This is a genomic window from Streptomyces parvus (genome assembly GCF_032121415.1).
GTDB classification, from domain to species: domain Bacteria; phylum Actinomycetota; class Actinomycetes; order Streptomycetales; family Streptomycetaceae; genus Streptomyces; species Streptomyces globisporus_A.
On record NZ_CP135079.1, the window covers coordinates 545,513 to 571,731 of the forward strand.

Sequence of the window (26,219 nt, forward strand, 5' to 3'; positions counted from 1 at the left end):
CCGTCGCTCCCGTCCGCCTCGTCGGCGGAGCCGGTCAGCTCGCAGTCGCGGAGCCGCGGCTGCGGTTGAACTCCTCGACGTTCCTCTGCTGCTCGTCATAGCTGTCGGTGAACCGGGTGTCGCCGGGGCCGACCGTGACGAAGTAGAGCCAGGGGCCGGGCGTGGGCCTGACGGCCGCGCGCAGCGCCTCCTCCCCCGGGTTGCCGATGGGCGTCGGCGGCAGGCCCTTGATCCGGTAGCTGTTGTACGGGCTGGCCAAGTGGGTGTCGGCGGTCGTCGTGTCCAGGGTGGAGCGCTTCAGGGCGTAGTTGATGGTGGAGTCCATCTGCAGCGGCATGTCCTTGAGCAGCCGGTTGTAGACGACCCGGGCGACCTTGCCCATGTCCGCCGGGGTGTCGGCCTCGGCCTGCACGATGCTGGCGATCGTGACCGTGTCGTAGAGGGAGACGTTGTTGCGCTGCGCCCCCGCCGTGACATGGTCCGCGGCGAAGTGCTTGCGGGCGGTGTCGGCCATGTAGCGCAGCAGGCCCGCGGGCTCGGTCGCTCCGTCGATCGGATACGTGGCCGGGAAGAGGTACCCCTCGGGGTTGCCCTCGGCCTGGGCGGGGAGCTTCAGGTCCACCGTCGACGCGGCCTTCAGCGTGCTGCCGGGCTTCAGGCGGAGCGCCTTGTCGACCGCTTCGTACACCTGCGAGACGCGGCGTCCTTCGGGGATCGTCAGCGTGCTCCGCGGGGTCTCCTGCTGCTTCGGCGGCTCGTCCGATCCGGTCAGGGACAGCGGAATCAGGACGGCGGCCGACACGACGAGCAGTGCGCCGACGACCAGGACGACCTTTCCGCGGCGGGTCGGGCGGAGTCTGCGACGGGGGCGGGCGTCCGGGGACTCGTTCACCATGCGGGCACGGTAACCCGGTGTGCGAGCCACGGCCGGTAGCCCGACCACGGCGTCGGCACGGGCGACACGAACGCCGTACGGCGCGACCGGAACACCCGCAGCCGGAACACGCGAACAAGGGATCGGGTGTTCGCTGGAACGCGTGATCGTCAGGGGATTCGTTGCTCTTCACTCGTCCGAGGCGTGATGATTGCAGAGCGCAGTCAACGGGCTGCAGACCGCTACTGCGCAGTCCCACAGATGCACCACGTACAAGGAGAAAGACCAGATGAACTTCCTGACCAACCTGCTTGCCGGCGTCGTCCACTTCGTGGGTTGGCTCGTCTGACGACCATTGCTCCGCCCGGCGCCGTCGCTCCCCGTCCCACGGGAGCGGCGGCGCCGCCGTGTGTGCCTGTGCACGCGGCCGGCCGGCTCAGCCGTTCGCCGCGGCCGGTCCGGTGAAGGGCGGCAGCGCGGCGAACTCGGGCGCTACCGTCACCGCCGCCGCGAGCGTGTCGAGCGTCCGGCGGACCCGGGTGAGCGGGTGGTCCGAGAACTCCGTGTCCCACTGGGCGTGGTCCGCCGCATGGAAGGGCAGCCCGCCCTGGACCTCGGGGGCGTAGGGGTGGGGCCGGAAGTACTGGTCGGGCCCGACCTTGGCCATCACGACGGCTTCCCGCACGCCCGTCATACCGCGCTCCGCCGCCTGGACCTTCACCACGGTGCTGCACCCGGCGCGCGGCACGGTGAAGCTGCCGATGAACGCCTGGCCGCTGGGCTGGTTCGGCAGCGGCAGTTTGAGTATCTGCCGCAGGGCGGGCAGCTCGCCCAGCCGCTTCACCGATGCCTCGATGAGGCCGCCGCCCGCTCGGGCGGTGAAGTGGGTCAAGCCGTGCCGCAGGGTCGGGCCGTCGTCCAGCGCGGCCGGCAGGTCGGGCGGCAGGTCGAAGAAGTGCAGCGACAGCACATCGCCGTGGTCGTTCAGCCAGGTGTCGGTGTCGACGGTGCGGTAGCCGGGAAGTTCCACCCCGAGGAGAGCTCTCATGCGCGGCGATCATGCCCTATGCCCGCCCCGCCGGTGACGTCAGGGGGCGGGGGCCGGGACCGGGTGGAAGTCGCGGCGGATCAGGGCGGCGTAACAGCCGTCGAGGGCGAGCAGTTCCTCGTGCGTCCCGCGCTCGGCGACCCGGCCGTCCTCCAGGACGATGATCTGGTCCGCGTCGCGGACGGTGGAGAGCCGATGCGCGATGGTCAGCGTGGTCCGCCCGGCGGACAGGGCGTCGATCGCTTCCTGCACGGCCTGTTCCGTACGGGTGTCGAGCGCGCTGGTCGCCTCGTCGAGGATCAGCACCGGAGGGTCGCGCAGGATGGTGCGGGCGATGGCGAGACGCTGCTTCTCGCCGCCCGAGAATCGGTGGCCGCGCTCGCCGACCATCGTGTCGTAGCCGTCGGGCAGGGAGGCTATGTGGTCGTGGATCTGCGCGGCGCGGGCCGCGGCCTCGATCTCCTCGTCGGTGGCCTCCGGCTTCGCGAAGCGCAGGTTCTCTGCGACCGAGGCGTGGAAGAGGTACGTCTCCTGGGAGACGACGCCGACGGCCCGGGCGAGGGTGTCGAAGTCCAGGTCGCGGACATCGATCCCGTCGAGCGTGACCCGGCCGCCGGTGACGTCGTACAGCCGGGGCACCAGGTAGCTGAGCGTGGACTTGCCGGAGCCGGTGGATCCGACGACCGCGAGGCCTGCGCCCGCGGGCACGGACACGTCGATGCCGGTCAGCGTCGGACCGTTCTTCTCGTCGTAGCTGAAGTCGACGTCCTCGAAGGCGATCTCACCGCGGATCTTCTCCAGCCGGACCGGATGCTCCGGTTCGGTGATGTCCACCGTGAGGTCGAGGTATTCGAAGATGCGCTGGAAGAGGGCGAGGGAGGTCTGCATCTGGACGCCGGTGGAGAGCAGGCTGACCGCCGGGCGGAACAGCCCCTGCTGGAGCGTGACGAAGGCGACGAGCGTGCCGATGGAGACGGCGGCGGCGCCGGAGGCGAAGGTCAGTCCGGCCGCCCAGTAGATGACGGCGGGCATGGCGGCCATGACGATGCCGATCGTGGACATCCGCCAGCGGCCGGCCATGTTGGAGCGCACTTCGAGGTCGACCAGGCGCTCGGACTCCTCGGCGAAGCCCTGGGTGAGGGAGTCGGAGCGGCCCATCGTGCGGCCGAGGAGGATGCCGCTGACCGAGAGGGACTCGGTGACGGTGGCGGCCATCGCGGCCATCTGCTTCTGGCGCTGGGTGGTGATCTTCTTGCGTTCCCGGCCGACGCGGCGGCTGATCGCGACGAAGACCGGCAGCAGGAGGAGCGAGACGACGGTGAGCCGCCAGTCGAGGGCGAGCATGGCGACGACGGTCGCGATGACGGCCGTGAGGTTGGAGACCAGCGAGGTCGCGGTGGAAGTGACCGTCGCCTGCATACCCCCGATGTCGTTGGCGATGCGGGACTGGACCTCGCCCGTGCGGGTCCGGGTGAAGAAGGCGAGCGGCATCCGCTGGAGCTGGGCGTAGACGGCGGTGCGCAGGTCGTGCATGACGCGCTGGCCGACGGTGGTCGAGATGAGGGTCTGAAGCACGCCGAAGACGCTGGTCATCACGGCGGTGAGGATCATGCCGAGCGCCAGCAGGGTCAGCAGGCCCGTGCGTCCCTGCGGGATGGCGGTGTCGAGGATCTCGCGCAGCAGGAACGGGGAGGCGACCCCGACCAGGGAGGATGCGCCGACCAGCAGGCCGACGACGGCCAGGCGGCCGCGGTAGGGGCGGAAGAGGCGGAGGATGCGGCGCACCTCGGCGGGCGGCCGGTCGGCGGCGGGGCGGGCATCGGGCGGGGGCGTCCACGTGGGTTCGTCGGGTTTCATGGGCTCCTTCGTCGGGCGTGAGGCGAGGCCGGGCGGTCCCGGCCCCACACGGTGAGAGCCTAGCTCATTGTTACCTGTACTCACAATGAACAAGGTCCTGATATTGTTCCCGTATGGACGCCCCGGATTCCCCCGACTCCCCTGATTCCCGTGATTCCCGTGACGGCCTGCTCGCCGAGCAGCTGCTGCGGCTCACCCGGCGGCTGCACCGCATCCAGCGCCGGCAGCTGGATCCGATCGACATCACTCCGGCCCAGTTCCGGCTGTTGCGGACGGTCGCGAGTTACGACGCGGCCCCCCGGATGGCGGATCTCGCCCGCCGGCTCGACGTCGTTCCGCGTGCCGTGACCACGCTGGTCGACGCCCTGGAGGCGAGCGGCCGAGTGCGCCGCGCCCCGGATCCCGACAGCCGCCGGGTGGTCCGCATCGAGATCACCGACGAGGGGCGCGCCACGCTGCGGTCCCTGCGCAGCGCGCGCCGGGCCGCCGCAGAGGAGATCCTGGCTCCATTGACCGCCGAGCAGCGCGAGGTGTTCGGTGAGCTGCTGTCCGCTCTGGTCGACGGAATGCCGGAGCGCCACTGCTGAGCGCCGTTGCCGTGCCACCGCTGAGCGCCGAGCCGAGGGGAAGGCCGACATGCCGCTGCTGGAGCCCGACCCGGAAGCCCTGCGCCCCGGAACGGCGCGGGAACCCGCCCCCGACCGGGTGACCGACCGCAGTGCGGGCGGCACCCCCGAGCCGCTGCGGAGCGAGCTGACCGCCCTGCTCGGCGCGGACAAGGTCCTCTGGAAGATCTCCGACCTCGTGCGGTACGCCTCCGACGCCAGCCCCTACCGCTTCCTCCCCCGGGTCGTGCTGGTCCCCGAGGACCTCGACGACGTGTCCGCGATCCTGTCGTACGCCCACGGCAGAGGCCGTTCCGTGGTCTTCCGGGCCGCGGGCACCAGCCTCAACGGCCAGGCGCAGGGCGAGGACATCCTCGTCGACGTACGCCGTCACTGGACCGGTGTGGAGGTGCTGGACGGCGGGGCGCGGGCCCGGATCCTGCCGGGCACCACCGTCATGCGGGCCAACGCCACCCTCGCCCGGTACGGCAGGCTGCTCGGCCCCGATCCGGCCAGCGCCATCGCCTGCACCCTCGGCGGGGTCGTCGCCAACAACGCCTCGGGCATGACGGCGGGCACCACCCGCAACTCCTACCGGACGCTTGCCTCGCTCACCTTCGTCCTGCCGAGCGGCACCGTCGTCGACACCGCGGACCCCGCCGCCGACGAGGAGCTGGCCCACGCCGAACCGGAGCTGTGCGCGGGGCTGATGGGGCTCAAGGAGGAGATCGAGGCGGACGCGGAACTGACGGCCCGGATCCGCGCCAAGTACACGATCAAGAACACCAACGGCTATCGCCTGGACGCTTTCCTCGACGGGGCGACGCCGGTGCAGATCCTGCGGGGGCTGATGGTCGGCTCCGAGGGGACGTTCGGCTTCATCTCCGAGGTCGTGTTCGACACCCTCCCGCTCGACCGGCACGTCTCCAGCGCCCTGCTGTTCTTCCCCTCCCTCACCGCTGCCGCTGCCGCCGTGCCCCGCTTCAACGAGGCGGGGGCGATCGCCGTGGAGCTGATGGACGGCAACACCCTGCGCGCCTCCGTCAGCGTGCCCGGCGTCCCGGCGGACTGGTCGGCGCTGCCCCGCGAGACGACCGCGCTACTGGTGGAGTTCCGGGCGGCCGACGAGGCGGGGCAGGCGGCGTTCGAGCGGGCGGCGGAGGCGGTCGTGGCCGGTCTGGACCTCGTCCGTCCGGCGGCGTCCGTGACCAACGCGTTCACCCGGGACGCCGGGACGATCGCCGGGTACTGGAAGGCCCGCAAGGCGTTCGTCACGGCCGTCGGCGGCTCCCGGCCCTCGGGCACCACTCTGATCACGGAGGATTTCGCGGTGCCGCCCGCCCGTCTGGCGGACGCCTGCGCCGCGCTGCTGGAGCTCCAGTCGCGCCACGGCTTCGACGCCGCCGTGGCGGGGCACGCGGCGCACGGCAATCTGCACTTCCTGCTCGCGTTCGATGCGGCGAAGCCGGCCGACGTGGCCCGGTACGACGCGTTCATGCAGGAGTTCTGCGCGCTGGTGGTGGGCCGGTTCGACGGGTCGCTCAAGGCGGAGCACGCCACCGGCCGCAATATCGCGCCCTTCCTCGAGCGCGAGTGGGGGCCGCGTGCCACGGAGCTGATGTGGCGGACCAAGCAGGTCATCGACCCCGCAGGGGTGCTCGCCCCGCGTATCGTGCTGGACCGGGATCCGCGGGCCCATCTGCGGGGCCTGAAGACCATTCCGAAGGTGGAGGCGGTCGCCGATCCGTGCATCGAGTGCGGCTTCTGCGAACCGACCTGTCCCAGCGAGGATCTGACGACCACTCCGCGCCAGCGGATCGTGCTGCGCCGGGAGATGATGCGCCAGAGTGACGGCTCACCGGTGGAGTCCGGCCTTCTGGAGGCGTACGGCTACGACGCCGTTGACACCTGCGCCGGGGATTCCACCTGCAAACTGGCCTGCCCGGTGGGTATCGACACAGGGGCGATGATGAAGGGCTTCCGGCACCGTCGGCACACCCCGCGCGAGGAGCGGATCGCGGCCCTCACCGCGAAGAACTTCCGGGCGGTGGAGGCCGCGGCGCGGCTGGCTGTGGCCGCGGCCGACACGGTCGGGGACCGGGTGGGCGACGCGCCCCTGCAGGCCGTGACGCGGCTCGCCCGCAAGGCCGTGCGCCCCGATCTCGTCCCGGAGTGGCTGCCGCAGATCCCCGGTGCGGCGGCCCGGCGGCTGCCGGACACCGCACGTGTCGGGGCGAGCGCGGTGTACTACCCGGCCTGCGTCAACCGCATCTTCGCCGGGCCCGACGGCGACGACGGCCCCGGCCTCTCGCTGGCCGAAGCGGTGGTCGCCGTGTCCGGGCGGGCCGGAAAGCGGGTGTGGATCCCCGAGGACGTCAGGGGCACGTGCTGTGCGACGATCTGGCACTCCAAGGGGTACGACGCGGGCAACAGGATCATGGCGAACCGGATCGTGGAGGCCGCCTGGGGCTGGACGGCGGGCGGAACGCTGCCGCTGGTCGTGGACGCCTCCTCGTGCACACTCGGCATCGCCGAGGAGGTGGTGCCCTACCTCACCGAGGACAACCGGGCGCTCCACCGCGAACTGGCCGTCGTGGACTCCCTGGTGTGGGCGGTCGAGGAGCTGCTGCCGCGTCTGACCGTGTTCCGGACGGCCGGTTCGGCGGTCCTGCATCCGACCTGCTCGATGGAGCATCTGGGTGATGTGGGGCAGTTGCGGGCGCTGGCCGAGGCCTGTGCGAAGGAGGTCGTGGTCCCGGACGACGCGGGGTGCTGCGCGTTCGCGGGCGACCGGGGCATGCTCCACAAGGAGTTGACCGACTCGGCGACGGCCAAGGAGGCGGCCGAGGTCGACCGCCTCCCCTACGACGCCTATCTGTCGGCGAACCGGATGTGCGAGATCGGCATGGAACGCGCCACCGGGCACCCGTACCGCTCGGCGCTGATCGAACTGGAACACGCCACCCGGCCGACTCTCCCCTGAGTCGGTGGCGGCGGGCGCCAACACCCGCGTCGACCTGCTCAGATGAGCGTTTCGCGGCCCCGATTGGTTGCACCGGTCGGGGCTTCGGCGTGCCGTGAGAAAAGTCCAAGGTTTGAGGACAAGAGTCCAAATACTTCCCTTGCGCACCATCAGCCTCAGCCTCCAGGGTCCTTACCGAGCCCCGGTCCCGCCGCCCGTATCCGTACGGCGGGACCGGGCGCGCTCGCGCACCGTCTGAACCCCCAAACCCCACCTGGAGGCTCGATGAACGACGACGCCCGGCCCGCACCGGAACCGCAGGACATACCCCCGCACAGCGGCGCGGCCGACGAGGTGAACCGGCAGGATCCCAGCCGCCGTTCGGTGCTGTGGACCACGGCGGGCGTGGCCGGGGCCGGACTCGGCCTCGGCGCACTGGGCGGAGGCACCGCGTCCGCGGCCGGGGCGAGCGCCCCCGAAGCCGTCGCCGCCGCGGAAGCCGTGGCCGCCGCCCCTCCCCGGCAGGGCCGCACCATGGCGGGCGTGACCTTCGAGCGGCGTTCCACGGTCCGGGTCGGCATCATCGGTCTCGGCAACCGCGGCGACAGCATGATCGACCTCTTCCTCGCCGTCCCGGGCGTCCAGGTCAAGGCGGTGTGCGACACGGTCCGGGACAAGGCGGAGAAGGCCGCCAAGAAGGTGACGGCCGCCGGTCAGCCCGCCCCCGCGGTCTACGCCAAGGACGAGCACGACTACGAGAACCTCTGCAAGCGCGGGGACATCGACTTCGTCTACGTGGCGACGCCGTGGGAGCTGCACTTCCCGATGGCGAAGACGGCGATGCTGAACGGCAAGCACGTCGGGGTGGAGTGCCCGATCGCGATGCGCCTGGACGAGCTGTGGCAGCTCGTGGATCTCTCCGAGCGCACCCGGCGGCACTGCATGCAGCTGGAGAACTGTTGTTACGGCAAGAACGAGATGCGGGTGCTGCGGATGGCGCACGCGGGTCTCTTCGGCGAACTGCAGCACGGCGCGGGGGCCTACAACCACGATCTGCGTGAGCTGATGTTCGACCCCGACTACTACGAGGGTCCGTGGCGGCGGCTGTGGCACACCCGGCTGCGCGGCGACCTCTACCCCAACCACGGGTTCGGCCCGGTCGCCAACTACATGGACGTCAACCGGGGCGACCGGGTCGTCAGCATCAGCAGTTTCGGCACCACGCCCCTGGGGCTCGCCGCCTATCGCAAGGAGCACATGGAGCCGGGCGACCCGAGCTGGAAGGAGTCGTACATCGGGGCCGACCGGACGATCAGCCTCGTGCAGACAGCCAAGGGCCGGGTGATCCGGCTGGAGCACGATGTGTCGTCGCCGCACCCGTACTCGCGGATCAACAGCCTCGGCGGGACCCGGGGCGTGTTCGAGGACTACCCGGAGCGGATCTACCTGGAGCCCACGAACACGAACCACCAGTGGGACGACTTCAAGAAGTACGCCGAGTGGGACCACTGGCTGTGGAAGGAGCACGCCAATCCTCCGGGCGGCCACGGCGGGATGGACTACATCATGGTCTTCCGCCTGATGCAGTGCATGCGGCTCGGCCTGGTGCCCGACTTCGACGTGTACGACGCGGCGGTCTGGACGGCCCCCGTGCCGCTGAGCCATCTGTCCATCAAGGCCAAGGGCGCTCCCCTGCCGATCCCGGACTTCACCCGGGGCGAGTGGAAGAAGGCCCGGTCCGGCATGGACTCGGAGAAGCCCGCGGAGTGACGTTTCCGGGGTCCCGGGCCTGCTCGGCCCGGGGCCCCGCAGGGCGGGGTGACCGGAAAAACCGGTTGCCCCGGAACGGGACGAACAGGGAACCTTGCACGTCACCCCGTCTTCGAGGTCCGTCCGGATCTCCGTTTCACGAGCCCTGGGACGTCATGCAGATTCGCGACCTTCCGTATTCGGATCCCGGCGACCCCGATGTCCGGTCGGGCCCTCGCTTCCTGTTCTGGCTCGGCCGCAATCAGCTCGGCGGGCAGCTGAAGTCCCTTTCCTGGGGGCTGCTGCACCAACTGGGCATCGCCGGTCTGCCGGTCACCGTCGGGCTCGCCGTCCAGGCCGTCATCGACCGCTCCGGTGGACGGCTCGCCCTGGCGGGCGGCCTCATCGGTGCCCTCGGCGTGCTGATCGCCGTCGGCGACACCATGCTCCACCGGACCGCCGTGACCAACTGGATCACCGCCGCCGCGCGGGTCCAGCAGCTGCTCGCCCGCAAGACCGCCGAGCTGGGCTCCGCGCTGACCCGCCGGGTCGCGGCCGGTGAGGTCGTGGCCGTGTCGACCGGCGACGTGGAGAAGATCGGCTGGTTCGTCGAGGCACTCTCCAGGTTCGCCGCCGCGGCCACCGCCCTCGTGGTGATCTGCGTCGGCCTGGCGATCTACCTCCCGTCCCTCGGACTGATGGTGGCCCTCGCCATGCCGGTGCTGGCCCTGGCCGTGCTGCCGTTGCTGCCGCGCGCCACCCGCCGCGCCGACGAGCAGCGCGAGAAAGCGGGCAAGGCCACCGAGCTGGCCTCGGACACCGTCGCCGGGCTGCGGGTGCTGCGCGGTATCGGCGGCGAGGAGCTGTTCCTCGGCCGCTACCGCCGCGCCTCGCAGGAGGTCCGCCGCGCGGCCGTGCGCAGCGCCAGGATGTGGGCGCTGATCTCGGCGGTGCAGGTGCTGCTGCCGGGGATCCTGCTGATCTCCCTGGTCTGGTACGGGGCGACGCTCGCCCGGGACGGCCGCATCGACGTCGGCCAGCTCGTCACGGTCTACAGCGCGGCCACCCTGATGCTCTTCCCCTTGCGTCACTTCGAGGAGATCGCGATGGCGTACTCCTTCTCGCGGCCGTCCGCCCAGCGCGCGGTACGGGTGCTGTCGCTGCACCGCAGTGCGCGGGAGGCCACCGTCGAGGGTGTGACGCCCACCGGAGATCTGTACGACCCGGCGAGCGGGCTGATGGCCCCGCGGGGCCGGTTCACCGCCGTCGTCTGCGGCGACCCGGACGAGGCGGGCCGGCTGGCCGAACGGCTGGGCGGGCACGCGGAGACCGGCGAGGAGGACGAGAAGGCTGTCGCGGTGGCCCCGTCGGTGCTGCTCGGCGGGGTCGCCCTGGACGAGATCCCGCTGGACGCCGCACGGGCCGCGGTCCTGGTCCAGGACAAGGACCCGGTGCTGCTGTCCGGCACGCTCCGGGAGCTGCTGGACGTCCCGTCCTCGGGTCTGGTCACCGCGGACGCGGCGCTGGAGGCGGCCCGGTGCGGCGATGTGCTGAGCGCCCTGGCCCAGGCGTCCGCCGACAACGACGGGGATCCGATGCGGACCCGGATCACCGAGCGCGGCCGGTCCCTGTCCGGCGGTCAGCGCCAGCGCCTCGCGCTGGCCCGGTCCCTGGTCACCGACCCGGAGGTGCTGGTGCTGGACGAGCCGACCTCCGCGGTCGACTCGCACACCGAGGCACGGGTCGCCGCCGGGATCGCGAAGCTGCGCCAGGGGCGTACGACGGTGGCGTTCGCCTCGTCGCCGCTGCTGCTCGACGCCGCCGACCGGGTGGCCCTCGTCCACCAGGGCACGGTCGTCGCCGTGGGGAACCACCGCGACCTGCTGCGCACCGAACCGCGCTACCGGGCGGTCGTCACCCGCGAGACCGACGAGGAGGCGGCTGCCACGAACGCGTCGAACGGCGTCGGCGGCGTCCCCGCCCTGAAGAGCGATGACGTCCCCGCCATGAAGAACATCGAGGAAGTCGAGGAGAGGGCATGATCGGCGTCGCACCCCCGGCGTACGACCCCGCGGCGCCGGAGTCGGCGACGACGCTGCCCGTGGGCACACCGACGACCGTGCGGAGTTACGTACGGAGTCTGCTGCGCCGGCACCGCAGGGCGTTCACCGTCCTGATCGCCGTCAACGCGGTGGCGGTGGTCGCCTCGATCACCGGACCGTATCTGCTGGGCGGTCTTGTCGAGGACCTCTCAAACGGGGTCACCGACCTGCATCTGGAGCGTACGGCCGCGATCTTCGCGGTGGCGCTGGCCGTCCAGGTCCTGTTCACCCGCTCCATGCGGCTGCGCGGCGCGATGCTGGGTGAGGAGATGCTCGCGGATCTGCGCGAGGACTTCCTCGTCCGGTCCGTGGGGCTGCCGCCCGGTGTGCTGGAGCGGGCCGGGACGGGCGACCTGCTGTCCCGGATCACCACGGACATCGACCGGCTGGCGAACGCGATGCGCGAGGCCGTGCCGCAGCTGGCGATCGGCGTCGTGTGGGCGGGTCTGCTGCTCGGCGCGCTGACGGTGACCGCTCCCCCGCTGGCGCTGGCCGTGCTGATCGCGCTGCCGGTGCTGATCGTCGGCTGCCGCTGGTACTTCCGCCGCGCCCCCTCCGCGTACCGCTCGGAGGCCGCCGGTTACGCAGCCGTCGCCGCGATGCTCGCGGAGACCGTGGACGCCGGGCGGACCGTGGAGGCGCACCGCCTCGGCGACCGCCGGGTGGCGCTGTCGGACCGGCGGATCGAGGAGTGGACCGCGTGGGAGCGGTACACGTTGTTCCTGCGCTCGGTGCTGTTCCCCGTCATCAACGCGACGTACGTGACGATCCTCGGCGCGGTCCTGCTGCTCGGCGGCTGGTTCGTTCTGGAGGGCTGGCTGACGGTCGGGCAGCTGACGACGGGGGCGCTGCTGGCCCAGATGATGGTCGACCCGATCGGTCTGATCCTGCGCTGGTACGACGAGCTCCAGGTGGCCCAGGTGTCCTTGGCGCGGCTGGTCGGCGTCCGGGAGATCGAGCCGGACGCGGGCGATACCGAGGTCGGCCCCGACGGCCGGGACGTACGCGCGGACGAGGTCCGTTTCGGGTACCGGGAGGGCGTCGACGTCCTGCACAAGGTGTCGCTCGACGTGGCTCCGGGCACCCGGCTCGCCCTGGTCGGCCCGTCCGGAGCGGGCAAGTCCACGCTGGGCCGGCTGCTGGCGGGGATCTACGCACCGCGCGCCGGTGAGGTGACGCTCGGCGGGGCCGAGTTGTCGCGGATGACGGCGGAGCGGGTCCGTGAGCATGTGGCGCTGGTCAACCAGGAGCACCATGTCTTCGTCGGTTCGCTCCGGGACAATCTGCGCCTGGCCCGTGAGGGGGCACAGGACGCGGAGCTGTGGGCGTCGCTGGCCGCGGTCGACGCGGACGGCTGGGCGAAGGCGCTGGGGAAGGGGCTGGACACCGAGGTCGGTTCGGGCGGGTTCGCGCTGACCCCGGCGCAGGCGCAGCAGATCGCGCTGGCCCGGCTGGTGCTCGCCGATCCGCACACACTGGTGCTGGACGAGGCCACCTCGCTGCTGGACCCGCGGGCCGCGCGCCATCTGGAGCGTTCTCTGGCCCGGGTGTTGGAGGGCCGCACCGTGGTGGCGATCGCGCACCGGCTGCACACCGCGCACGACGCTGATGTGATCGCGGTCGTGGAGGACGGCCGGATCAGCGAACTGGGCAGCCATGACGAGCTGGTGGCGGCGGGTGGCGCGTACGCGTCGCTGTGGCGCTCCTGGCACGGGTGAGGCAACTCGTCCGACGGCCCGGGGTCACCGGGCCGTCCGTGCCTCGCCCGGCCGTGCGGGTGTCACCGGGCCGTCGGGACGGGGTGGGGCTGGAGGAGCTGGTCGACGGGCGCGTGGTCGTCGGTGAGCACCCGGGCGTTCCCGGTCCAGGTGGTGAGGGTGTCGCCGGTGGCGATCCTCCAGCCGACGTCCCGGGCGTCCAGGGCCTCCTGGAGGGCGGGGACGTCGAGCGGCCGGGCGGAGGCGACGACCACCATGTTGCCGCCGATGCTCGAAGCGGTGGGGTCCAGGCCGATGTCCGCGGGCTTCCCGACCAGCGCGACATGCGGGAAGGTCGCGGCGAGGGTGGCGACCTCGGCGCGGGCGAAGGCGAGCCGGCCGTGGTCGATGAGGTTGGCGACGTACAGACCCTCCGCGTCGAGCGCCCGGCGTACGTCCTTCAGCGCCTGGGACGTCGTGAGGTGCCAGGGCGCGCTGACGCCTCCGAAGGCGTCGCCGACGACCAGGTCGTGGCTGCCGGCGGCCAGCCGCCGCAGGCCGAGACGTCCGTCCTCCACGCGTACGTCGATGCCGGTCGTGGCCGCGGGGCCGAGGCCGAGCCGGTCGCGGTCGATACGGACGACCCCGGGGTCGATCTCGGAGACGAGACTGCGGGTGCCGGGGCGGGCGGCCGCGAGGTAGCGGGGGAAGGTGAGGCCGCCGCCCCCGATGTGGTGGGCGGTCAGCGGTGCGCCCTCGGGGAAGGCGGTGTCGACCACGGAGGCGAAGGCGCGCACGTAGGCGAACTTCAGGTACGCCGGGTCCTCCACGTCGACGTAGGAATGGCGCAGGCCGTCCAGGACGAGGGTGCGGCCGCTGTCCCGGTCGGGGTCCGCGACGACGCGGGCGCAGTGGTAGCGGGTCTCCGCGTCGCAGCCGCCGGGGGCGAACCCGGTGGCGAGAGTGCCCGCGACGACGGTGGCGAGGGCCACGGCCGTGGCGCGCCGCCACCGCCGGGCCTGCCATCCGACGAGAGCCGCCCCGAGCACCAGCAGCGTGCCGAGGCCGATCAGGATGGAGCTGACGGGGAGCCTGGTGACCAGGACGAACCCGGTGAGTACGGTGCCGACGATGGCTCCGAAGGTGCCGACGCCCGACAGCCGCCCGACGACCGTCCCGGTCTCGGCGAGGCTGGTGAGCCGCAGCTTCGTCACGAACGGGGTCACCGCGGAGAGCAGCGCGCCCGGCACCAGGAGGGTCGCCGACGCGACCAGCAGGAGCAGCGCGGGAGACCACTCCGCGGTGGTACGGAGCAGGAGCGGTGTGAGCGCGACGACCACGCCCGAGACCCCGAGCGCGGGGGCGATGAGCCGGTGCGGATCGACCTGGTCCGCGATGCGCCCGCCGAGCCAGGAGCCCAGGGCGATGGCGGTCAGCGCGATGCCGATCACCATCGTGCTGGTCTCCAGGGTGAGGCCGAGGTACGGGGCCAGCAGCCGCAGGACGACGATCTCGACCACGAGGACCGCGGCCGAGGAGCCGAACACGAGGGCCGCCGCGGCCCGGGAGCCCAGCCCCTGGCCGGGGGGCGGGGCGCCGCCCGCGGGAGAGTCGTCGGCCACGGGCGAGGAGGGCGAGGTGGTCACCGCAGCATCCTCGCACGGGGCGGGCGGCCGAACTCCCGCTGTTCCAGGGGGCGGAGGGAAGGGCCCGCCGATCCGGGCCGGACGGGAACGGGTGTTTTCGGAAATTGCGGTGCGCCCGCGCCGGGGCCGGTGGTCCCATGATCAGGTGCACAGAGACGAAAAGCTCGGACCCGACGCGGCCGCGGACTCCGTAACCACGACCGCCGTGACCGGAACCGGCACGGCCACGACCGACGCGACCCCGAGCGTGGATCGGGGGCGCTTCCCGGACGCCGTGACGCCCTGGGAGGACCCGGTCTGGCGCGCGGAGGCCCTCGCCTGGGTGACCGAGGGCCTCGCCGCTCACGGGCTGGCGGAGACGGGCCCCCGGGCGGTGCGGCTGCGCCCCTGGTCGGTGCTGGTGCGGCTGACCGTCGCCGGGCCCGCGCCCGTCTGGTTCAAGGCCGTCCCGCCCGCCGCGGCCTTCGAGGCGGGCCTCAGCGGGGCGCTGGCGCGCTGGGTCCCGGCACAGGTGCTGCATCCGCTCGCCGTCGAGGCGGAACGGGGCTGGGCGCTGACCCCGGACGGCGGTCCGGTGCTGTCGGAGGTCCTCGACGGGCGCCCCGGCGGCCCTGATCCCGGGTACTGGGAGGAGCCGCTGCGCCAGTACGCCGCGATGCAGCGGGAGCTGACCCCGTACGCGGGGGCGATCGAGGCGCTGGGGGTTCCGGCGGCCCGGCCGCGCGATCTGCCCGCGCTGTTCGACCGGCTGGTCGCGGGGAACGCCACGCTGACCCGGGAGGACCGGGTGGCGCTGGAGGCGCTGCGGCCCCGGGTGGCCGACTGGTGCGGGGAGCTGGCGTCGTCGGGGGTGGCGGACACACTGGACCACGCCGATCTGCACGAGAAGCAGCTGTTCGCACCCGTGTCCGGGCGGTACGCCTTCTTCGACTGGGGCGACGCGCTGGTGGGGCACCCGTTCTGCAGCCTGCTGGTGCCCGCGCGGGCGGCCCGGGAGCGCTGCGGCCCCGAGGTGCTGCCCCGGCTGCGGGACGCCTATCTGGAACCGTGGACCGGCGGGGGCGTCACGACGGCCGGGCTGCGCCGTGCGGTGAGCCTGGCGTGGCGGCTGGCGGCGCTCGGCCGGGCCGCCTCGTGGGGGCGGATGTTTCCCGTACCGCCGGGTGGTCCGGGCGTGTCCGGGGATGCCGAGGGGGCCTACTGGCTGCGGGAGCTGGCGGCCTCCCCGCCCCTGTGACCGGGCCCCGTTTCACCCCTGTCAGGAGGCGGATGCCGGAGCATCCGGTGAGGATGAGAGGTGAATCACCCGGTAAACGGGGCAGGCGAGCGCAGAACCACGCAAGCCCGAGAAGGGACGCAGACCGTGGCACCACCCAGGATTCTCGTCGTCGGCGCCGGCTTCGCAGGCGTCGAGTGCGTACGCCGTCTGGAGCGCAGGCTCGCTCCGGGCGAGGCCCGGATCACGCTCGTCACGCCGTTCTCCTACCAGCTCTATCTGCCGCTGCTCCCCCAGGTGGCCTCCGGGGTGCTCACGCCGCAGTCCGTGGCGGTCTCGTTGCGCCGCAGCCGCCGCCACCGGACCAGGATCGTGCCGGGCGGTGCGATCGGCGTGGACACGCAGGCGAAGGTCTGCGTGATCCGGAAGATCACGGACGAGATCGTGAACGAGCCGTACGACTACCTCGTACTGGCGGCCGGCAGCGTCACCCGCACCTTCGACATTCCCGGGCTGCTGGACAACGCCCGGGGGATGAAGACGCTGGCCGAGGCCGCGTACGTACGGGACCACGTCATCGCCCAGCTGGACCTGGCGGACGCCAGCCACGACGAGGCCGAGCGGGCCTCCCGGCTCCAGTTCGTGGTGGTCGGCGGCGGTTACGCGGGCACGGAGACCGCCGCCTGCCTCCAGCGCCTGACCACCAACGCGGTGAAGCACTATCCGCGGCTGGACCCGCGCCTGATCAAGTGGCATCTGATCGACATCGCGCCCAAGCTGATGCCGGAACTCGGCGACAAGCTCGGGCAGGCCGCCCTGGAAGTGCTCCGCAAGCGGGACATCGACGTGTCACTCGGGGTCTCGGTCGCCGAGGCGGGGCCGGAGGAGGTCACCTTCACCGACGGCCGGGTGCTGCCCTGCCGGACGCTCATCTGGACCGCCGGGGTGGCCGCGAGCCCGCTGGTCGCCACGCTCGACGCGGAGACGGTACGCGGGCGGCTCGCCGTGACCCCGCAGATGAAACTGCCGGGCGCGGACGGGGTGTTCTCGCTCGGCGACGCGGCCGCCGTGCCCGACCTGGCGAAGGGCGACGGGGCGGTCTGCCCGCCCACCGCCCAGCACGCGATGCGCCAGGGCCGGGTGCTGGCGGACAATCTGATCGCCTCGGTACGCCACGAGCCGCTCAAGGACTACGTGCACAAGGACCTGGGGCTCGTCGTGGACCTCGGTGGCAAGGACGCCGTGTCCAAGCCGCTGGGCATCGAGCTGCGCGGGTTGCCCGCGCAGGCGGTGGCCCGGGGTTACCACTGGTCGGCGCTGCGGACGAACGTGGCGAAGACCCGGGTCATGACGAACTGGATGCTGAACGCGGTCGCCGGTGACGACTTCGTACGGACCGGGTTCCAGTCCCGCAAGCCGGCGACCCTGCGGGACTTCGAGTACACGGACGTGTATCTGACGCCCGAGCAGATCAAGGAGCACACGGCGTCGACGGTCATCAAGCACTGAGCCGCCCATCGGCGTGAGCGCGTCCCGGATGCCCGGGGCGCGCTCACGGCTGCCGGGACAGCACCGTCTCGACGGTGTCCGCCTCCTGGGCGGTCTTGTCGTCGCGGTAGCGCAGGACGCGGGCGAACCGCAGGGTGACTCCGGCGGGGTAGCGGGTGGAGCGCTGGAGTCCGTCGTAGGCGATCTCCACGACGAGTTCGGGGCGTACGGTGACGACGTGGCCGTCGTCGTCGGTGGCCAGCTCCCCCAGTTTCTCGGTCTGCCACTCCAGCAGGGCGTCCGTGAGCCCCTTGAAGGTCTTCCCGAGCATCGCGAACGTACCGTCGGGGCGGCGTGCGCCCAGGTGCAGGTTGGAGAGCTTGCCGGTGCGCCGGCCGCTGCCCCGCTCGACGGCCAGCACCACCAGGTCCAGGGTGTGCACGGGCTTCACCTTCAGCCAGGACGCGCCCCGGCGGCCCGCGCTGTAGGCGGCGGCGAGGTCCTTGACGACGACGCCCTCGTGGCCGCGTTCCAAGGTGTCGGCGAGGAACGCGTCGGCCGCCGCGCGGGCCTGCTGGTCCTCCGCGTCGGGGACGAGGGTGCGACGGACCCGAAGGTGCTCGGGGAGGAGCCGGGCCAGGGCCGCGTGGCGGTCGGTGAAGGGCAGGTCGAGCAGGTCCTCGTCGTCGACGAGGAGCGCGTCGAAGAAGACCGGGACGACGGGCACGTGCGCCGCCGCCTCCGCCACGTCCCGCCGTGAGCCCACCCGGGAGGCGGTCTCCTGGAAGGGCCGGGGCCTGCCGTCCTCCCCCAGGGCGATCACCTCGCCGTCCAGGATGAGGCGGCCGGCCGGAAGGGCGCCGACGGCGGCGGTCAGCTCGGGCAGCCGGTCGGTGATGTCGTCGAGGGTCCGGGTGTAGGCGCGGATCCGGTCGCCGTCCCGGTGGACCTGCACCCGGATGCCGTCGAGCTTCTCCTCGACCGCGCACGCCCCCAGTTTGTCGAGGGCTTCGCCGACCGAGGCGGCGGTGTGCGCCAGCATCGGCTGGACGGGCCGCCCGACCGTGAGCCGGAAGGCGGCGAGCGCCTCCGGTCCGTCCGCGAGGAGGGCCCCGGCGACCTCCTGGAGCGATCCGGCGAGCATCACGGCGCGCCGGACGTCGGCGGGCGGGGCATCGGCGGCGCGGGCCAGGGCGTCGGCGGCGACGGCGTCCAGGGCTCCCTGGCGTACCTCACCGGTGAGCAGGGCCCGCAGGAAGCGCTGTTCGTCCTCGGTGGCGGCGGCGAACAGGGCGCGCAGGTGCTCCTTGCGCCGGGCCTGGGAGCCGGGGCCCGAGACGGCGGCGAGGGCGGTCAGCCGGGCGTCGACGCCGGTGACGGTGAGGGTGGGTTCCGCCGCGGGCTCCACCGGGTCGCCGAGGGACCGCCATCCCACCCCGATCCGGCCCTGGGGCAGCCGTCCGGCGAGGTACGGGATGACGACGGGGACGTCCTCGGGACCGGCGTCCCGGAAGAGACCGGCGAGGAGGGCCACCTTCGTGGACCGGGCGGAGGTGGCGGCGACCTCCAGGGAGACCTGGGCGAGCTCGGCGAGCAACATGCGCCCATGGTGCTACGGGGCGGAGCGCGCCGCCCGCCCGCCGCGCGCCCGGTACGTCATATGTAGTTGAGGGCGGCGGCCCCGCCCACTCCCCCGAGGACCATGAAGGCGGGCATCAGCAGCTTGATCTCGACCCAGCTGCCGGCCCGGAAGCGCATGAACTTCGGCGGACCGAGCGGGTACCACCGCTTGCCGCCGATCGGGAGGGGCCACAGGATCGGGCAGCCGGAGATGGTCAGGGCGTCGCCGATGTCGTGGACCAGCGCTCCCAGCACGATGGGCAGGCCGAGCCACATGTACTCCTGGCCGGGGGCGTCGAACAGCCAGCCGGCCCCGTTGCCGGGCTGGTCGAGGACGCCCGCCAGGATCCAGGCGCTGGTCGCGCCGAGCAGCCAGACGAGCACGTCGCTGGAGACCCGGGCCGCCCGCCAGAGCAGGCCCTCCACGGCGAGCACCAAGTGGACGAAGAGGACCGCGAGGACCGCCCAACGCCCGCCGCTGACCGCGGCGAAGGAGCAGCCCGCGCCCATCAGGACGGCGAAGAACCAGGTGTGGGTGAGGGTGCGGTGGCCGCCGCTGCGGCGGGGGTCGGCGGTGCTCTTGGTCGCCTTGTAGACGGCGTAGGAGATCTTGTCGGTGATCTCGCAGAGGCCCTTGGACAGGGGGCCGAAAGCGCGCGAGATGGTCGCGGACTTGTGGTCGAGGTCGGGGGCGAGCGCGGCTCCCGCGCAGATCAGCGCCCCGACGACGAGGACGGGCCAGGGCATCGTGTGGCCCGCGGCGGCGGCCGCCGCGCCCACCCCCAGCCAGGCCGCTGCCCCTGACAGAGAGTGTGCCGGTCCCATCATGGCCTTTTCCCGCCCCCAGTGGTTCGTGCGCCCATCGCCGGTGCGGCGCGGGCAGGTTGAGACCGCAGCGTATCGCCCATGATCTTGGTCGCGTCGGCCGGTTCCCTCATCCGGGCGGAAGACAGGCAAGATGGGGCCGTGACCCTCATCGACCAGCTTCCCCAGACCGCCGACCCGGACGCCCTCTTCGAGGCCTTCTCCTCATGGACCGAGAGCCAGGGCATCACGATGTACCCGGCTCAGGAGGAGGCGCTGATGGAGGTGGTCTCCGGGTCGAACGTGATCCTGTCCACCCCGACCGGCTCGGGCAAGAGCCTCGTGGCGGCGGGCGCGCACTTCACGGCGCTGGCCCAGGACAAGGTCACCTTCTACACGGCTCCGATCAAGGCGCTGGTGTCGGAGAAGTTCTTCGACCTGTGCAAGCTCTTCGGCACCGAGAACGTCGGCATGCTGACCGGCGACGCCTCGGTCAACGCGGACGCCCCGGTGATCTGCTGCACGGCCGAGGTGCTGGCCTCCATCGCGCTGCGCGACGGGAAGTACGCCGACATCGGCCAGGTCGTGATGGACGAGTTCCACTTCTACGCCGAGCAGGACCGGGGCTGGGCCTGGCAGATTCCGCTGCTGGAGCTGCCGCAGGCGCAGTTCGTGCTGATGTCGGCGACGCTCGGCGACGTCTCGATGTTCGAGAAGGACCTGACCCGCCGTACCGGCCGCCCCACCTCGGTGGTGCGCTCGGCGACCCGCCCGGTGCCGCTGAGCTACGAGTACCGCTTCACGCCGATCACCGAGACGCTCACCGAACTGCTGGACACCCGGCAGTCGCCGGTCTACATCGTGCACTTCACGCAGGCGGCGGCCGTCGAGCGGGCGCAGTCGCTGATGAGCATCAACATGTGCACCAAGGAGGAGAAGGAGAAGATCGCCGATCTGATCGGCAGCTTCCGCTTCACCACCAAGTTCGGCCAGAACCTCTCCCGTTACGTGCGCCACGGCATCGGGGTGCACCACGCGGGGATGCTGCCGAAGTACCGCCGCCTGGTGGAGAAGCTGGCCCAGGCGGGTCTGCTGAAGGTGATCTGCGGGACGGACACGCTCGGCGTCGGCGTCAACGTCCCCATCCGTACGGTGCTGTTCACGGCGCTCACCAAGTACGACGGGAACCGGGTGCGGACCCTGCGGGCGCGGGAGTTCCACCAGATCGCGGGCCGGGCCGGGCGGGCCGGGTTCGACACGGCCGGGTTCGTCGTGGCGCAGGCCCCCGAGCACGTCATCGAGAACGAGAAGGCGCTGAAGAAGGCGGGCGACGACCCGAAGAAGAAGCGCAAGGTGGTCCGCAAGAAGGCCCCGGAGGGCTTCGTCGCCTGGTCGGAGTCGACGTTCGACAAGCTGATCCAGTCCGAGCCGGAGCCGTTGACCTCGCGCTTCCGCGTCACCCACACCATGCTCCTCGCGGTCATCGCGCGCCCGGGCAACGCGTTCGAGGCGATGCGGCACCTGCTGGAGGACAACCACGAGCCGCGCCGGGCGCAGCTGCGGCACATCCGGCGGGCCATCGCCATCTACCGCTCACTGCTGGACGGCGGGGTGGTGGAGCAGTTGGACACTCCGGACGCCGAGGGCCGGATCGTGCGGCTGACGGTCGACCTCCAGCAGGACTTCGCGCTGAACCAGCCGCTGTCCACGTTCGCGCTGGCCGCGTTCGACCTGCTGGACGCCGAATCGCCGTCGTACGCGCTGGACATGGTCTCCGTCGTCGAGTCGACGCTGGACGATCCCCGGCAGATCCTGGCCGCCCAGCAGAACAAGGCGCGCGGCGAGGCGGTGGGGCAGATGAAGGCGGACGGGGTCGAGTACGAGGAGCGGATGGAGCGGCTCCAGGAGGTCACCTACCCCAAGCCGCTGAGCGAGCTGCTGTGGCACGCGTACGACGTGTACCGCACAAGCCACCCGTGGGTGAACGACCATCCGGTGTCGCCGAAGTCGGTGATCCGGGACATGTACGAGCGCGCCATGACCTTCACGGAGTTCACCTCGCACTACGAGCTGGCCCGGACCGAGGGCATCGTGCTGCGGTATCTGGCGAGCGCGTACAAGGCGCTGGAGCACACGATCCCGGACGACGTGAAGTCGGAGGATCTCCAGGACCTCATCTCCTGGCTGGGCGAGATGGTGCGTCAGGTGGACTCCAGTCTGCTCGACGAGTGGGAGCAGCTGGCCAACCCCGAGGTGGAGACCGCCGAGGAGGCCCAGGAGAAGGCGGACGAGGTCAAGCCGGTCACGGCGAACCCGCGCGCCTTCCGGGTGCTGGTGCGCAACGCGATGTTCCGCCGGGTGGAGCTGGCCGCGCTGGACCGGGCCGGTGACCTGGGCGAGCTGGACGGCGAGTCCGGGTGGGACGAGGACGCGTGGGGCGAGGCCCTGGACGCGTACTGGGACGCGCACGAGGAGATCGGGACCGGTCCGGACGCGCGGGGCCCGAAGCTGCTGAAGATCGAGGAGGACCCGGCGCACGGGCTGTGGCGGGTCTGGCAGGCGTTCGCCGACCCGGCGGGCGATCACGACTGGGGCATCAAGGCCGAGGTGGACCTCGCGGCGTCCGACGAGGAGGGCCGGGCGGTCGTCCGGGTCACCGAGGTCGGCCAGCTGTGAACCGGCCCCTGACGCGTAACGGGAGAGGTACGGCATGACGAATCCGGCCGAGCGCTTGGTCGACCTGCTCGACCTGGAGCGGATCGAGGTCAACATCTTCCGCGGCCGCAGCCCCGACGAGTCCCTGCAGCGGGTCTTCGGCGGGCAGGTCGCGGGCCAGGCGCTGGTGGCGGCGGGCCGGACCACCGACGGGGAGCGGCCGGTGCACTCGCTGCACGCCTACTTCCTGCGGCCGGGGCGTCCCGGGGTGCCGATCGTCTACCAGGTGGAGCGGGTCCGCGACGGCCGGTCCTTCACCACCCGCCGGGTGACGGCGGTCCAGGAGGGCCGGACGATCTTCAACCTGACGGCGTCCTTCCACCGCCCCGAGGAGGCGGGCTTCGAACACCAGCTGCCGCCCGCCCGGATCGTCCCGGACCCGGAGGAGCTGCCGACGGTCGCCGAGGAGGTGCGCGAGCATCTGGGCGCGCTGCCGGAGGCGCTGGAGCGGATGGCCCGCCGCCAGCCCTTCGACATCCGTTACGTCGACCGGCTGCGCTGGACGAAGGACGAGATCCAGGACGCCGATCCGCGCAGCGCGGTGTGGATGCGGGCGGTGGGCCCGCTGGGCGACGACCCGCTGGTGCACACCTGCGCGCTGACGTACGCGAGCGACATGACGCTGCTGGACGCGGTCCGCATCCCGGTGGAACCGCTGTGGGGTCCGCGCGGCTTCGACATGGCGTCCCTGGACCATGCCATGTGGTTCCACCGGCCGTTCCGGGCGGACGAGTGGTTCCTGTACGACCAGGAGTCGCCGATCGCGACGGGCGGGCGGGGCCTGGCGCGGGGCCGGATCTACGACCGTGCGGGGCAGCTACTGGTGTCGGTGGTGCAGGAGGGGCTGTTCCGGCGGCTGGAGCAGTAGCCCCCCTCCCGGTTCATGTGCCGGGCAGCGGGTCCTGGTCGACCTCGTGGCGGCGGGTGCGGATGTCCGGCGGCGCCGGATGCAGCTTGGCGTCGCAGGACGGGCCGAGGCCGGCCCGCCGCGAGTCGGCCCCGGTCAGGGGCCGGCCGCAGAGACGGCAGCGGACGAGGCGGCGGCCCTCCGGCGTCCCCTCGTCGGCGGTTGACTCCTCGCGGACCGCTTCGTCGGCCCCGGGCAGCGGTTCGGGAAAGGCATCGGGTGTGTCCACCCCTCGATGATCCCAGCCCGGGCGGGCCGCCGCCCGCGGCCCAGGGCTTCCCGGCCGGGGCGCCCGGTTTGCCGAACCGTGCCGGGGCCGCGTTACTGGAGTGAGCCCCTGGCCGCCTGCCGGGCACAGCTCCGTGCGACGGGGCCGGGAGCCGCGGAGGTGCCGGGATGGACATGATCCACATCCGCGCGGTGAGCCCGCCGGACCTGACCGACGAGGTCGTCGGCCTGCTCTCGGCGGACCCTTGCGTGCTCAACCTGATCGTCCAGCGCGACGCCGCCCGCCGCCCCGACGGCGACGCCATCGCCTGCGACGTGCTGACGGGGGCGGCCAACGACGTGCTGCGCCGGCTGCGCGCCGTCCGCCTCGACCGGCGGGGCTCCCTCGTCATCGAACCCGTCGACATGGCCTTCTCCGGCGCGGCCACCGAAGGCGGGCAGCGCGAGCTGGGGCCGCTGAGCCGGGCGCCGGTCTGGGAACAGGTGGAGGCACGCATCAGGTCCGGGGGCCGGTACCCGCCGAGCTTCTACCTCTACCTGGTCATCGCGGGACTGATCGGTTCGGTCGGCATCGTCACCAACTCGCAGATCCTGATCGTCGGTGCGATGGTCGTCGGGCCGGAGTACGGCGCCATCGTCAGCGTGGCGCTGGGGATCGACCGGCGCCTCCCGCCCATGGTGCGCAGCGGGCTGACCGCCCTGGGCGTCGGATTCCTCCTCACCATCGTGGTCACCTTCCTCTTCGCCCTCCTCATCCGGGGTTTCGGGCTGGAGTCGGAGGCGTTCGACCGGGGGCTGCGGCCCGTCTCCAATCTCATCAACACGCCGAACTTCTTCTCCGTCGCCGTCGCGACCCTGGCCGGGACCGTCGGGATCGTGTCGCTCACCGAGGCCAGGACGAGCGCCCTGCTCGGGGTGTTCATCTCCGTGACGACGATCCCGGCCGCCGCGGACATCGCCGTCTCCACGGCGTTCACCAGCTGGTCCGATGTCCGGGGCTCGGCCATCCAGCTCGTCGTCAACATCCTCGTGCTGATCGCGGTGGGCACGGCCACGCTCAAGGCCCAGCGCGCGATCTGGCAACGGATCCGCCGACGGCGCGACCGCGACCGCGAGATCGCCGAAGAGGCCTGAGGAACACCGGAAGGGGCCCTCCATGGACCAGGAAGCCGAGGCGCCGCTGCGCGCCGCACCGCACGCGACGCCGGCCGAACGCGCGGCGCTGGGCAAGGCCGCCCGCCGGAAGGCACCCCGGTCGAGCCATGCGGAGTTCACCGCGTCGCCGCACCGGCCCGATCCGCTGACCGTCCTCGAGACGCAGTCGGCGGAGCGGGTTCCCGAGCTGGTCCCGATCCGCTATGCCCGGATGACCGAGTCCCCGTTCCGCTTCTACCGGGGCGCGGCAGCGGTGATGGCCGCCGACCTGGCCGGCACCCCGGTCTCCGGGATCCGGGCGCAGTTGTGCGGGGACGCCCATCTGCTGAACTTCCGGCTGCTGGCCTCTCCCGAGCGGAATCTGCTCTTCGACATCAACGACTTCGACGAGACGCTGCCGGGGCCCTGGGAGTGGGACGTCAAACGGCTCGCGGCGAGCCTCGTCATCGCGGGGCGGGCGAACGGCTTCAGCCACCGGGAGCGGGCCGGGATCGTCCGAGCCGCCGTCCGCTCGTACCGGGCGGCGATGGCCCGGTTCGCGGGCATGCGCAATCTGGAGGTCTGGTACGCGCGGACGGACGCCGAGCGGCTGCGCGCGGTGGCCGCGGAGCAGCTGGGCGGACGGGGGCGCAGGAATGTCGACCGGGCGTTGGGGAAGGCCCGGTCCCGGGACAGTCTGCAGGCGTTCGGGAAGCTCGCCGGGGTGGTCGACGGGCGGCTGCGGATCGCGGCGGACCCGCCGATGGTCGTCCCGCTGACCGACCTGGCGCCCGGGGTGGACCGGGATGCGGTGTTCCGGCAGTTCGGCGGCATGCTGGCGGGGTACGCGCGCAGCCTGCCGTCCGACCGGCGCAGCCTCCTGGAGGACTTCGCGCTGGTGGACGTGGCCCGGAAGGTCGTCGGTGTGGGCAGCGTCGGCACCCGGTGCTGGATCGTCCTGCTGCTCGGCCGGGACGGCGGGGATCCGCTGCTGCTCCAGGCCAAGGAGGCCGGTCCCTCGGTGCTGGCCGAGTACACCGGGGCGAGCCGGTACGCGAACCAGGGGGAACGGGTGGTCGCGGGGCAGCGCCTGATGCAGGCGGCCGGTGACATCTTCCTCGGCTGGGAGCGGGCCGACGGCCTCGACGGCCGGAGCCGGGACTTCTATGTGCGCCAGTTGCGCGACTGGAAGGGCATCGCCGAACCGGAGTCGATGGTGCCGAAGGGGATGCGGGTGTTCGGCGAGGTCTGCGGGTCCACGCTGGCCCGCGCGCATGCCAGGTCCGGGGACCGGATCGCCATCGCCGGCTATCTGGGCGGGAAGGATGTCTTCGACCGGGCGATCGCCACGTTCGCGGAGTCGTACGCGGACCGCAACGAGCTGGATCACCGGGCGCTGGTCGACGCGGTGGCGGCGGGGCGGCTGCCCGCGGCCGGCGTGAACGGCGCCTCCGGTGCGGACGGTCTTCCGGGGCCGGGCGGCTGACCTTTCGCACCGGAGGGTGTGTCCTGGGCGGCGGAGGGCGGCGCGGTCGGCTGCCGCGTGGTATCCCGGCGTGAAGCCGTG

The 26,219-nt window shown here is 72.2% G+C and carries 18 protein-coding genes; 11 read left to right on the forward strand and 7 right to left on the reverse strand.

Going from position 1 to position 26,219, the window contains the following annotated elements:
* Positions 1–34: 34 nt before the first annotated feature.
* The 3 genes from mltG to RNL97_RS03465 all read right to left on the reverse strand — a co-directional run bounded on the left by mltG (position 35) and on the right by RNL97_RS03465 (position 3,779).
* The gene (mltG, locus tag RNL97_RS03455) at positions 35–895 is read right to left on the reverse strand and encodes an endolytic transglycosylase MltG (protein ID WP_313750355.1); all 861 of its coding nucleotides are present in this window, start codon (positions 893–895) and stop codon (positions 35–37) included.
* 415 nt (positions 896–1,310) lie between these two features.
* Positions 1,311–1,922 carry a hypothetical protein gene (locus RNL97_RS03460; protein ID WP_313750356.1) on the reverse strand — a complete coding sequence of 204 codons (612 nt, stop codon included), beginning with the start codon at positions 1,920–1,922 and terminating at the stop codon, positions 1,311–1,313.
* Between the two features lie 39 nt (positions 1,923–1,961).
* Positions 1,962–3,779 (reverse strand): ABC transporter ATP-binding protein, encoded by a 1,818-nt coding sequence (locus RNL97_RS03465; protein WP_313750357.1) that lies wholly within the window; start codon positions 3,777–3,779, stop codon positions 1,962–1,964.
* A gap of 113 nt (positions 3,780–3,892) precedes the next feature.
* On the opposite strand from RNL97_RS03465, the gene RNL97_RS03470 reads away from it, so the two are divergent.
* From RNL97_RS03470 to RNL97_RS03490, 5 genes are all read left to right on the forward strand, one after another.
* A complete protein-coding gene (locus tag RNL97_RS03470; RefSeq protein WP_030580568.1) occupies positions 3,893–4,366 on the forward strand; it encodes a MarR family winged helix-turn-helix transcriptional regulator in 474 nt (157 codons plus the stop codon).
* 49 nt (positions 4,367–4,415) lie between these two features.
* On the forward strand, positions 4,416–7,367 hold the full coding sequence (locus tag RNL97_RS03475; protein ID WP_313750358.1) for an FAD-binding and (Fe-S)-binding domain-containing protein: 2,952 nt from the start codon (positions 4,416–4,418) through the stop codon (positions 7,365–7,367).
* A gap of 264 nt (positions 7,368–7,631) precedes the next feature.
* Complete coding sequence (locus RNL97_RS03480; RefSeq protein WP_030580562.1) at positions 7,632–9,116, forward strand: Gfo/Idh/MocA family protein; 1,485 nt, start codon at positions 7,632–7,634, stop codon at positions 9,114–9,116.
* A gap of 155 nt (positions 9,117–9,271) precedes the next feature.
* The gene (locus RNL97_RS03485; protein ID WP_030580560.1) at positions 9,272–11,137 is read left to right on the forward strand and encodes an ABC transporter transmembrane domain-containing protein; all 1,866 of its coding nucleotides are present in this window, start codon (positions 9,272–9,274) and stop codon (positions 11,135–11,137) included.
* Positions 11,134–12,915 (forward strand): ABC transporter ATP-binding protein, encoded by a 1,782-nt coding sequence (locus RNL97_RS03490; protein WP_030580557.1) that lies wholly within the window; start codon positions 11,134–11,136, stop codon positions 12,913–12,915. The genes RNL97_RS03485 and RNL97_RS03490 overlap by 4 nt, the downstream gene beginning before the upstream one ends.
* 62 nt (positions 12,916–12,977) lie before the next feature.
* Here the strand turns inward: RNL97_RS03490 and RNL97_RS03495 are convergent, their stop codons facing one another.
* Positions 12,978–14,540, reverse strand: a complete 1,563-nt coding sequence (locus RNL97_RS03495) for a fused MFS/spermidine synthase (RefSeq protein WP_313750359.1) — start codon at positions 14,538–14,540, stop codon at positions 12,978–12,980.
* Between the two features lie 205 nt (positions 14,541–14,745).
* Between RNL97_RS03495 and RNL97_RS03500 the strand changes: the two genes are divergently transcribed.
* Both RNL97_RS03500 and RNL97_RS03505 read left to right on the forward strand, forming a co-directional pair.
* The gene (locus RNL97_RS03500) at positions 14,746–15,777 is read left to right on the forward strand and encodes an aminoglycoside phosphotransferase family protein (RefSeq protein ID WP_243316277.1); all 1,032 of its coding nucleotides are present in this window, start codon (positions 14,746–14,748) and stop codon (positions 15,775–15,777) included.
* Positions 15,778–15,903: 126 nt separating this feature from the next.
* Positions 15,904–17,265, forward strand: coding sequence for an NAD(P)/FAD-dependent oxidoreductase (locus RNL97_RS03505; RefSeq protein WP_030580537.1), 1,362 nt, complete (start codon positions 15,904–15,906; stop codon positions 17,263–17,265).
* A 43-nt stretch (positions 17,266–17,308) separates the two neighbouring features.
* Here the strand turns inward: RNL97_RS03505 and RNL97_RS03510 are convergent, their stop codons facing one another.
* Both RNL97_RS03510 and RNL97_RS03515 read right to left on the reverse strand, forming a co-directional pair.
* Positions 17,309–18,844, reverse strand: coding sequence for an ATP-dependent DNA ligase (locus tag RNL97_RS03510; protein WP_030580534.1), 1,536 nt, complete (start codon positions 18,842–18,844; stop codon positions 17,309–17,311).
* 56 nt (positions 18,845–18,900) lie between these two features.
* The gene (locus RNL97_RS03515; protein ID WP_030580531.1) at positions 18,901–19,692 is read right to left on the reverse strand and encodes a metal-dependent hydrolase; all 792 of its coding nucleotides are present in this window, start codon (positions 19,690–19,692) and stop codon (positions 18,901–18,903) included.
* A 78-nt stretch (positions 19,693–19,770) separates the two neighbouring features.
* On the opposite strand from RNL97_RS03515, the gene RNL97_RS03520 reads away from it, so the two are divergent.
* Together RNL97_RS03520 and RNL97_RS03525 are read left to right on the forward strand one after the other, a co-directional pair.
* Positions 19,771–22,344: a DEAD/DEAH box helicase gene (locus RNL97_RS03520; protein ID WP_313750360.1), complete on the forward strand. Its 2,574-nt coding sequence runs from the start codon at positions 19,771–19,773 to the stop codon at positions 22,342–22,344.
* 34 nt (positions 22,345–22,378) lie between these two features.
* Complete coding sequence (locus RNL97_RS03525) at positions 22,379–23,251, forward strand: acyl-CoA thioesterase (RefSeq protein WP_030580525.1); 873 nt, start codon at positions 22,379–22,381, stop codon at positions 23,249–23,251.
* A 13-nt stretch (positions 23,252–23,264) separates the two neighbouring features.
* On the opposite strand, the gene RNL97_RS03530 is transcribed toward RNL97_RS03525, so the two are convergent.
* The gene (locus RNL97_RS03530; RefSeq protein ID WP_243313300.1) at positions 23,265–23,519 is read right to left on the reverse strand and encodes a DUF6011 domain-containing protein; all 255 of its coding nucleotides are present in this window, start codon (positions 23,517–23,519) and stop codon (positions 23,265–23,267) included.
* Between the two features lie 167 nt (positions 23,520–23,686).
* Here RNL97_RS03530 and RNL97_RS03535 point away from each other — a divergent pair, with 167 nt between their 5' ends.
* Positions 23,687–24,652 (forward strand): DUF389 domain-containing protein, encoded by a 966-nt coding sequence (locus RNL97_RS03535; protein WP_030580519.1) that lies wholly within the window; start codon positions 23,687–23,689, stop codon positions 24,650–24,652.
* 22 nt (positions 24,653–24,674) lie between these two features.
* The gene (locus tag RNL97_RS03540; protein WP_030580516.1) at positions 24,675–26,138 is read left to right on the forward strand and encodes a DUF2252 domain-containing protein; all 1,464 of its coding nucleotides are present in this window, start codon (positions 24,675–24,677) and stop codon (positions 26,136–26,138) included.
* Positions 26,139–26,219: the final 81 nt, after the last annotated feature.

What these genes read in the sequence shown, in the direction of transcription:
- mltG (WP_313750355.1), bottom strand. Translation starts at nt 895, where the DNA reads ATGGTGAACGAGTCCCCGGACGCCCGCCCCCGTCGCAGACTCCGCCCG.
- RNL97_RS03460 (WP_313750356.1), bottom strand. Translation starts at nt 1,922, where the DNA reads ATGAGAGCTCTCCTCGGGGTGGAACTTCCCGGCTACCGCACCGTCGAC.
- RNL97_RS03465 (WP_313750357.1), bottom strand. Translation starts at nt 3,779, where the DNA reads ATGAAACCCGACGAACCCACGTGGACGCCCCCGCCCGATGCCCGCCCC.
- RNL97_RS03470 (WP_030580568.1), top strand. Translation starts at nt 3,893, where the DNA reads ATGGACGCCCCGGATTCCCCCGACTCCCCTGATTCCCGTGATTCCCGT.
- RNL97_RS03475 (WP_313750358.1), top strand. Translation starts at nt 4,416, where the DNA reads ATGCCGCTGCTGGAGCCCGACCCGGAAGCCCTGCGCCCCGGAACGGCG.
- RNL97_RS03480 (WP_030580562.1), top strand. Translation starts at nt 7,632, where the DNA reads ATGAACGACGACGCCCGGCCCGCACCGGAACCGCAGGACATACCCCCG.
- RNL97_RS03485 (WP_030580560.1), top strand. Translation starts at nt 9,272, where the DNA reads ATGCAGATTCGCGACCTTCCGTATTCGGATCCCGGCGACCCCGATGTC.
- RNL97_RS03490 (WP_030580557.1), top strand. Translation starts at nt 11,134, where the DNA reads ATGATCGGCGTCGCACCCCCGGCGTACGACCCCGCGGCGCCGGAGTCG.
- RNL97_RS03510 (WP_030580534.1), bottom strand. Translation starts at nt 18,844, where the DNA reads ATGTTGCTCGCCGAGCTCGCCCAGGTCTCCCTGGAGGTCGCCGCCACC.
- RNL97_RS03515 (WP_030580531.1), bottom strand. Translation starts at nt 19,692, where the DNA reads ATGATGGGACCGGCACACTCTCTGTCAGGGGCAGCGGCCTGGCTGGGG.
- RNL97_RS03520 (WP_313750360.1), top strand. Translation starts at nt 19,771, where the DNA reads ATGATCTTGGTCGCGTCGGCCGGTTCCCTCATCCGGGCGGAAGACAGG.
- RNL97_RS03525 (WP_030580525.1), top strand. Translation starts at nt 22,379, where the DNA reads ATGACGAATCCGGCCGAGCGCTTGGTCGACCTGCTCGACCTGGAGCGG.
- RNL97_RS03535 (WP_030580519.1), top strand. Translation starts at nt 23,687, where the DNA reads ATGGACATGATCCACATCCGCGCGGTGAGCCCGCCGGACCTGACCGAC.
- RNL97_RS03540 (WP_030580516.1), top strand. Translation starts at nt 24,675, where the DNA reads ATGGACCAGGAAGCCGAGGCGCCGCTGCGCGCCGCACCGCACGCGACG.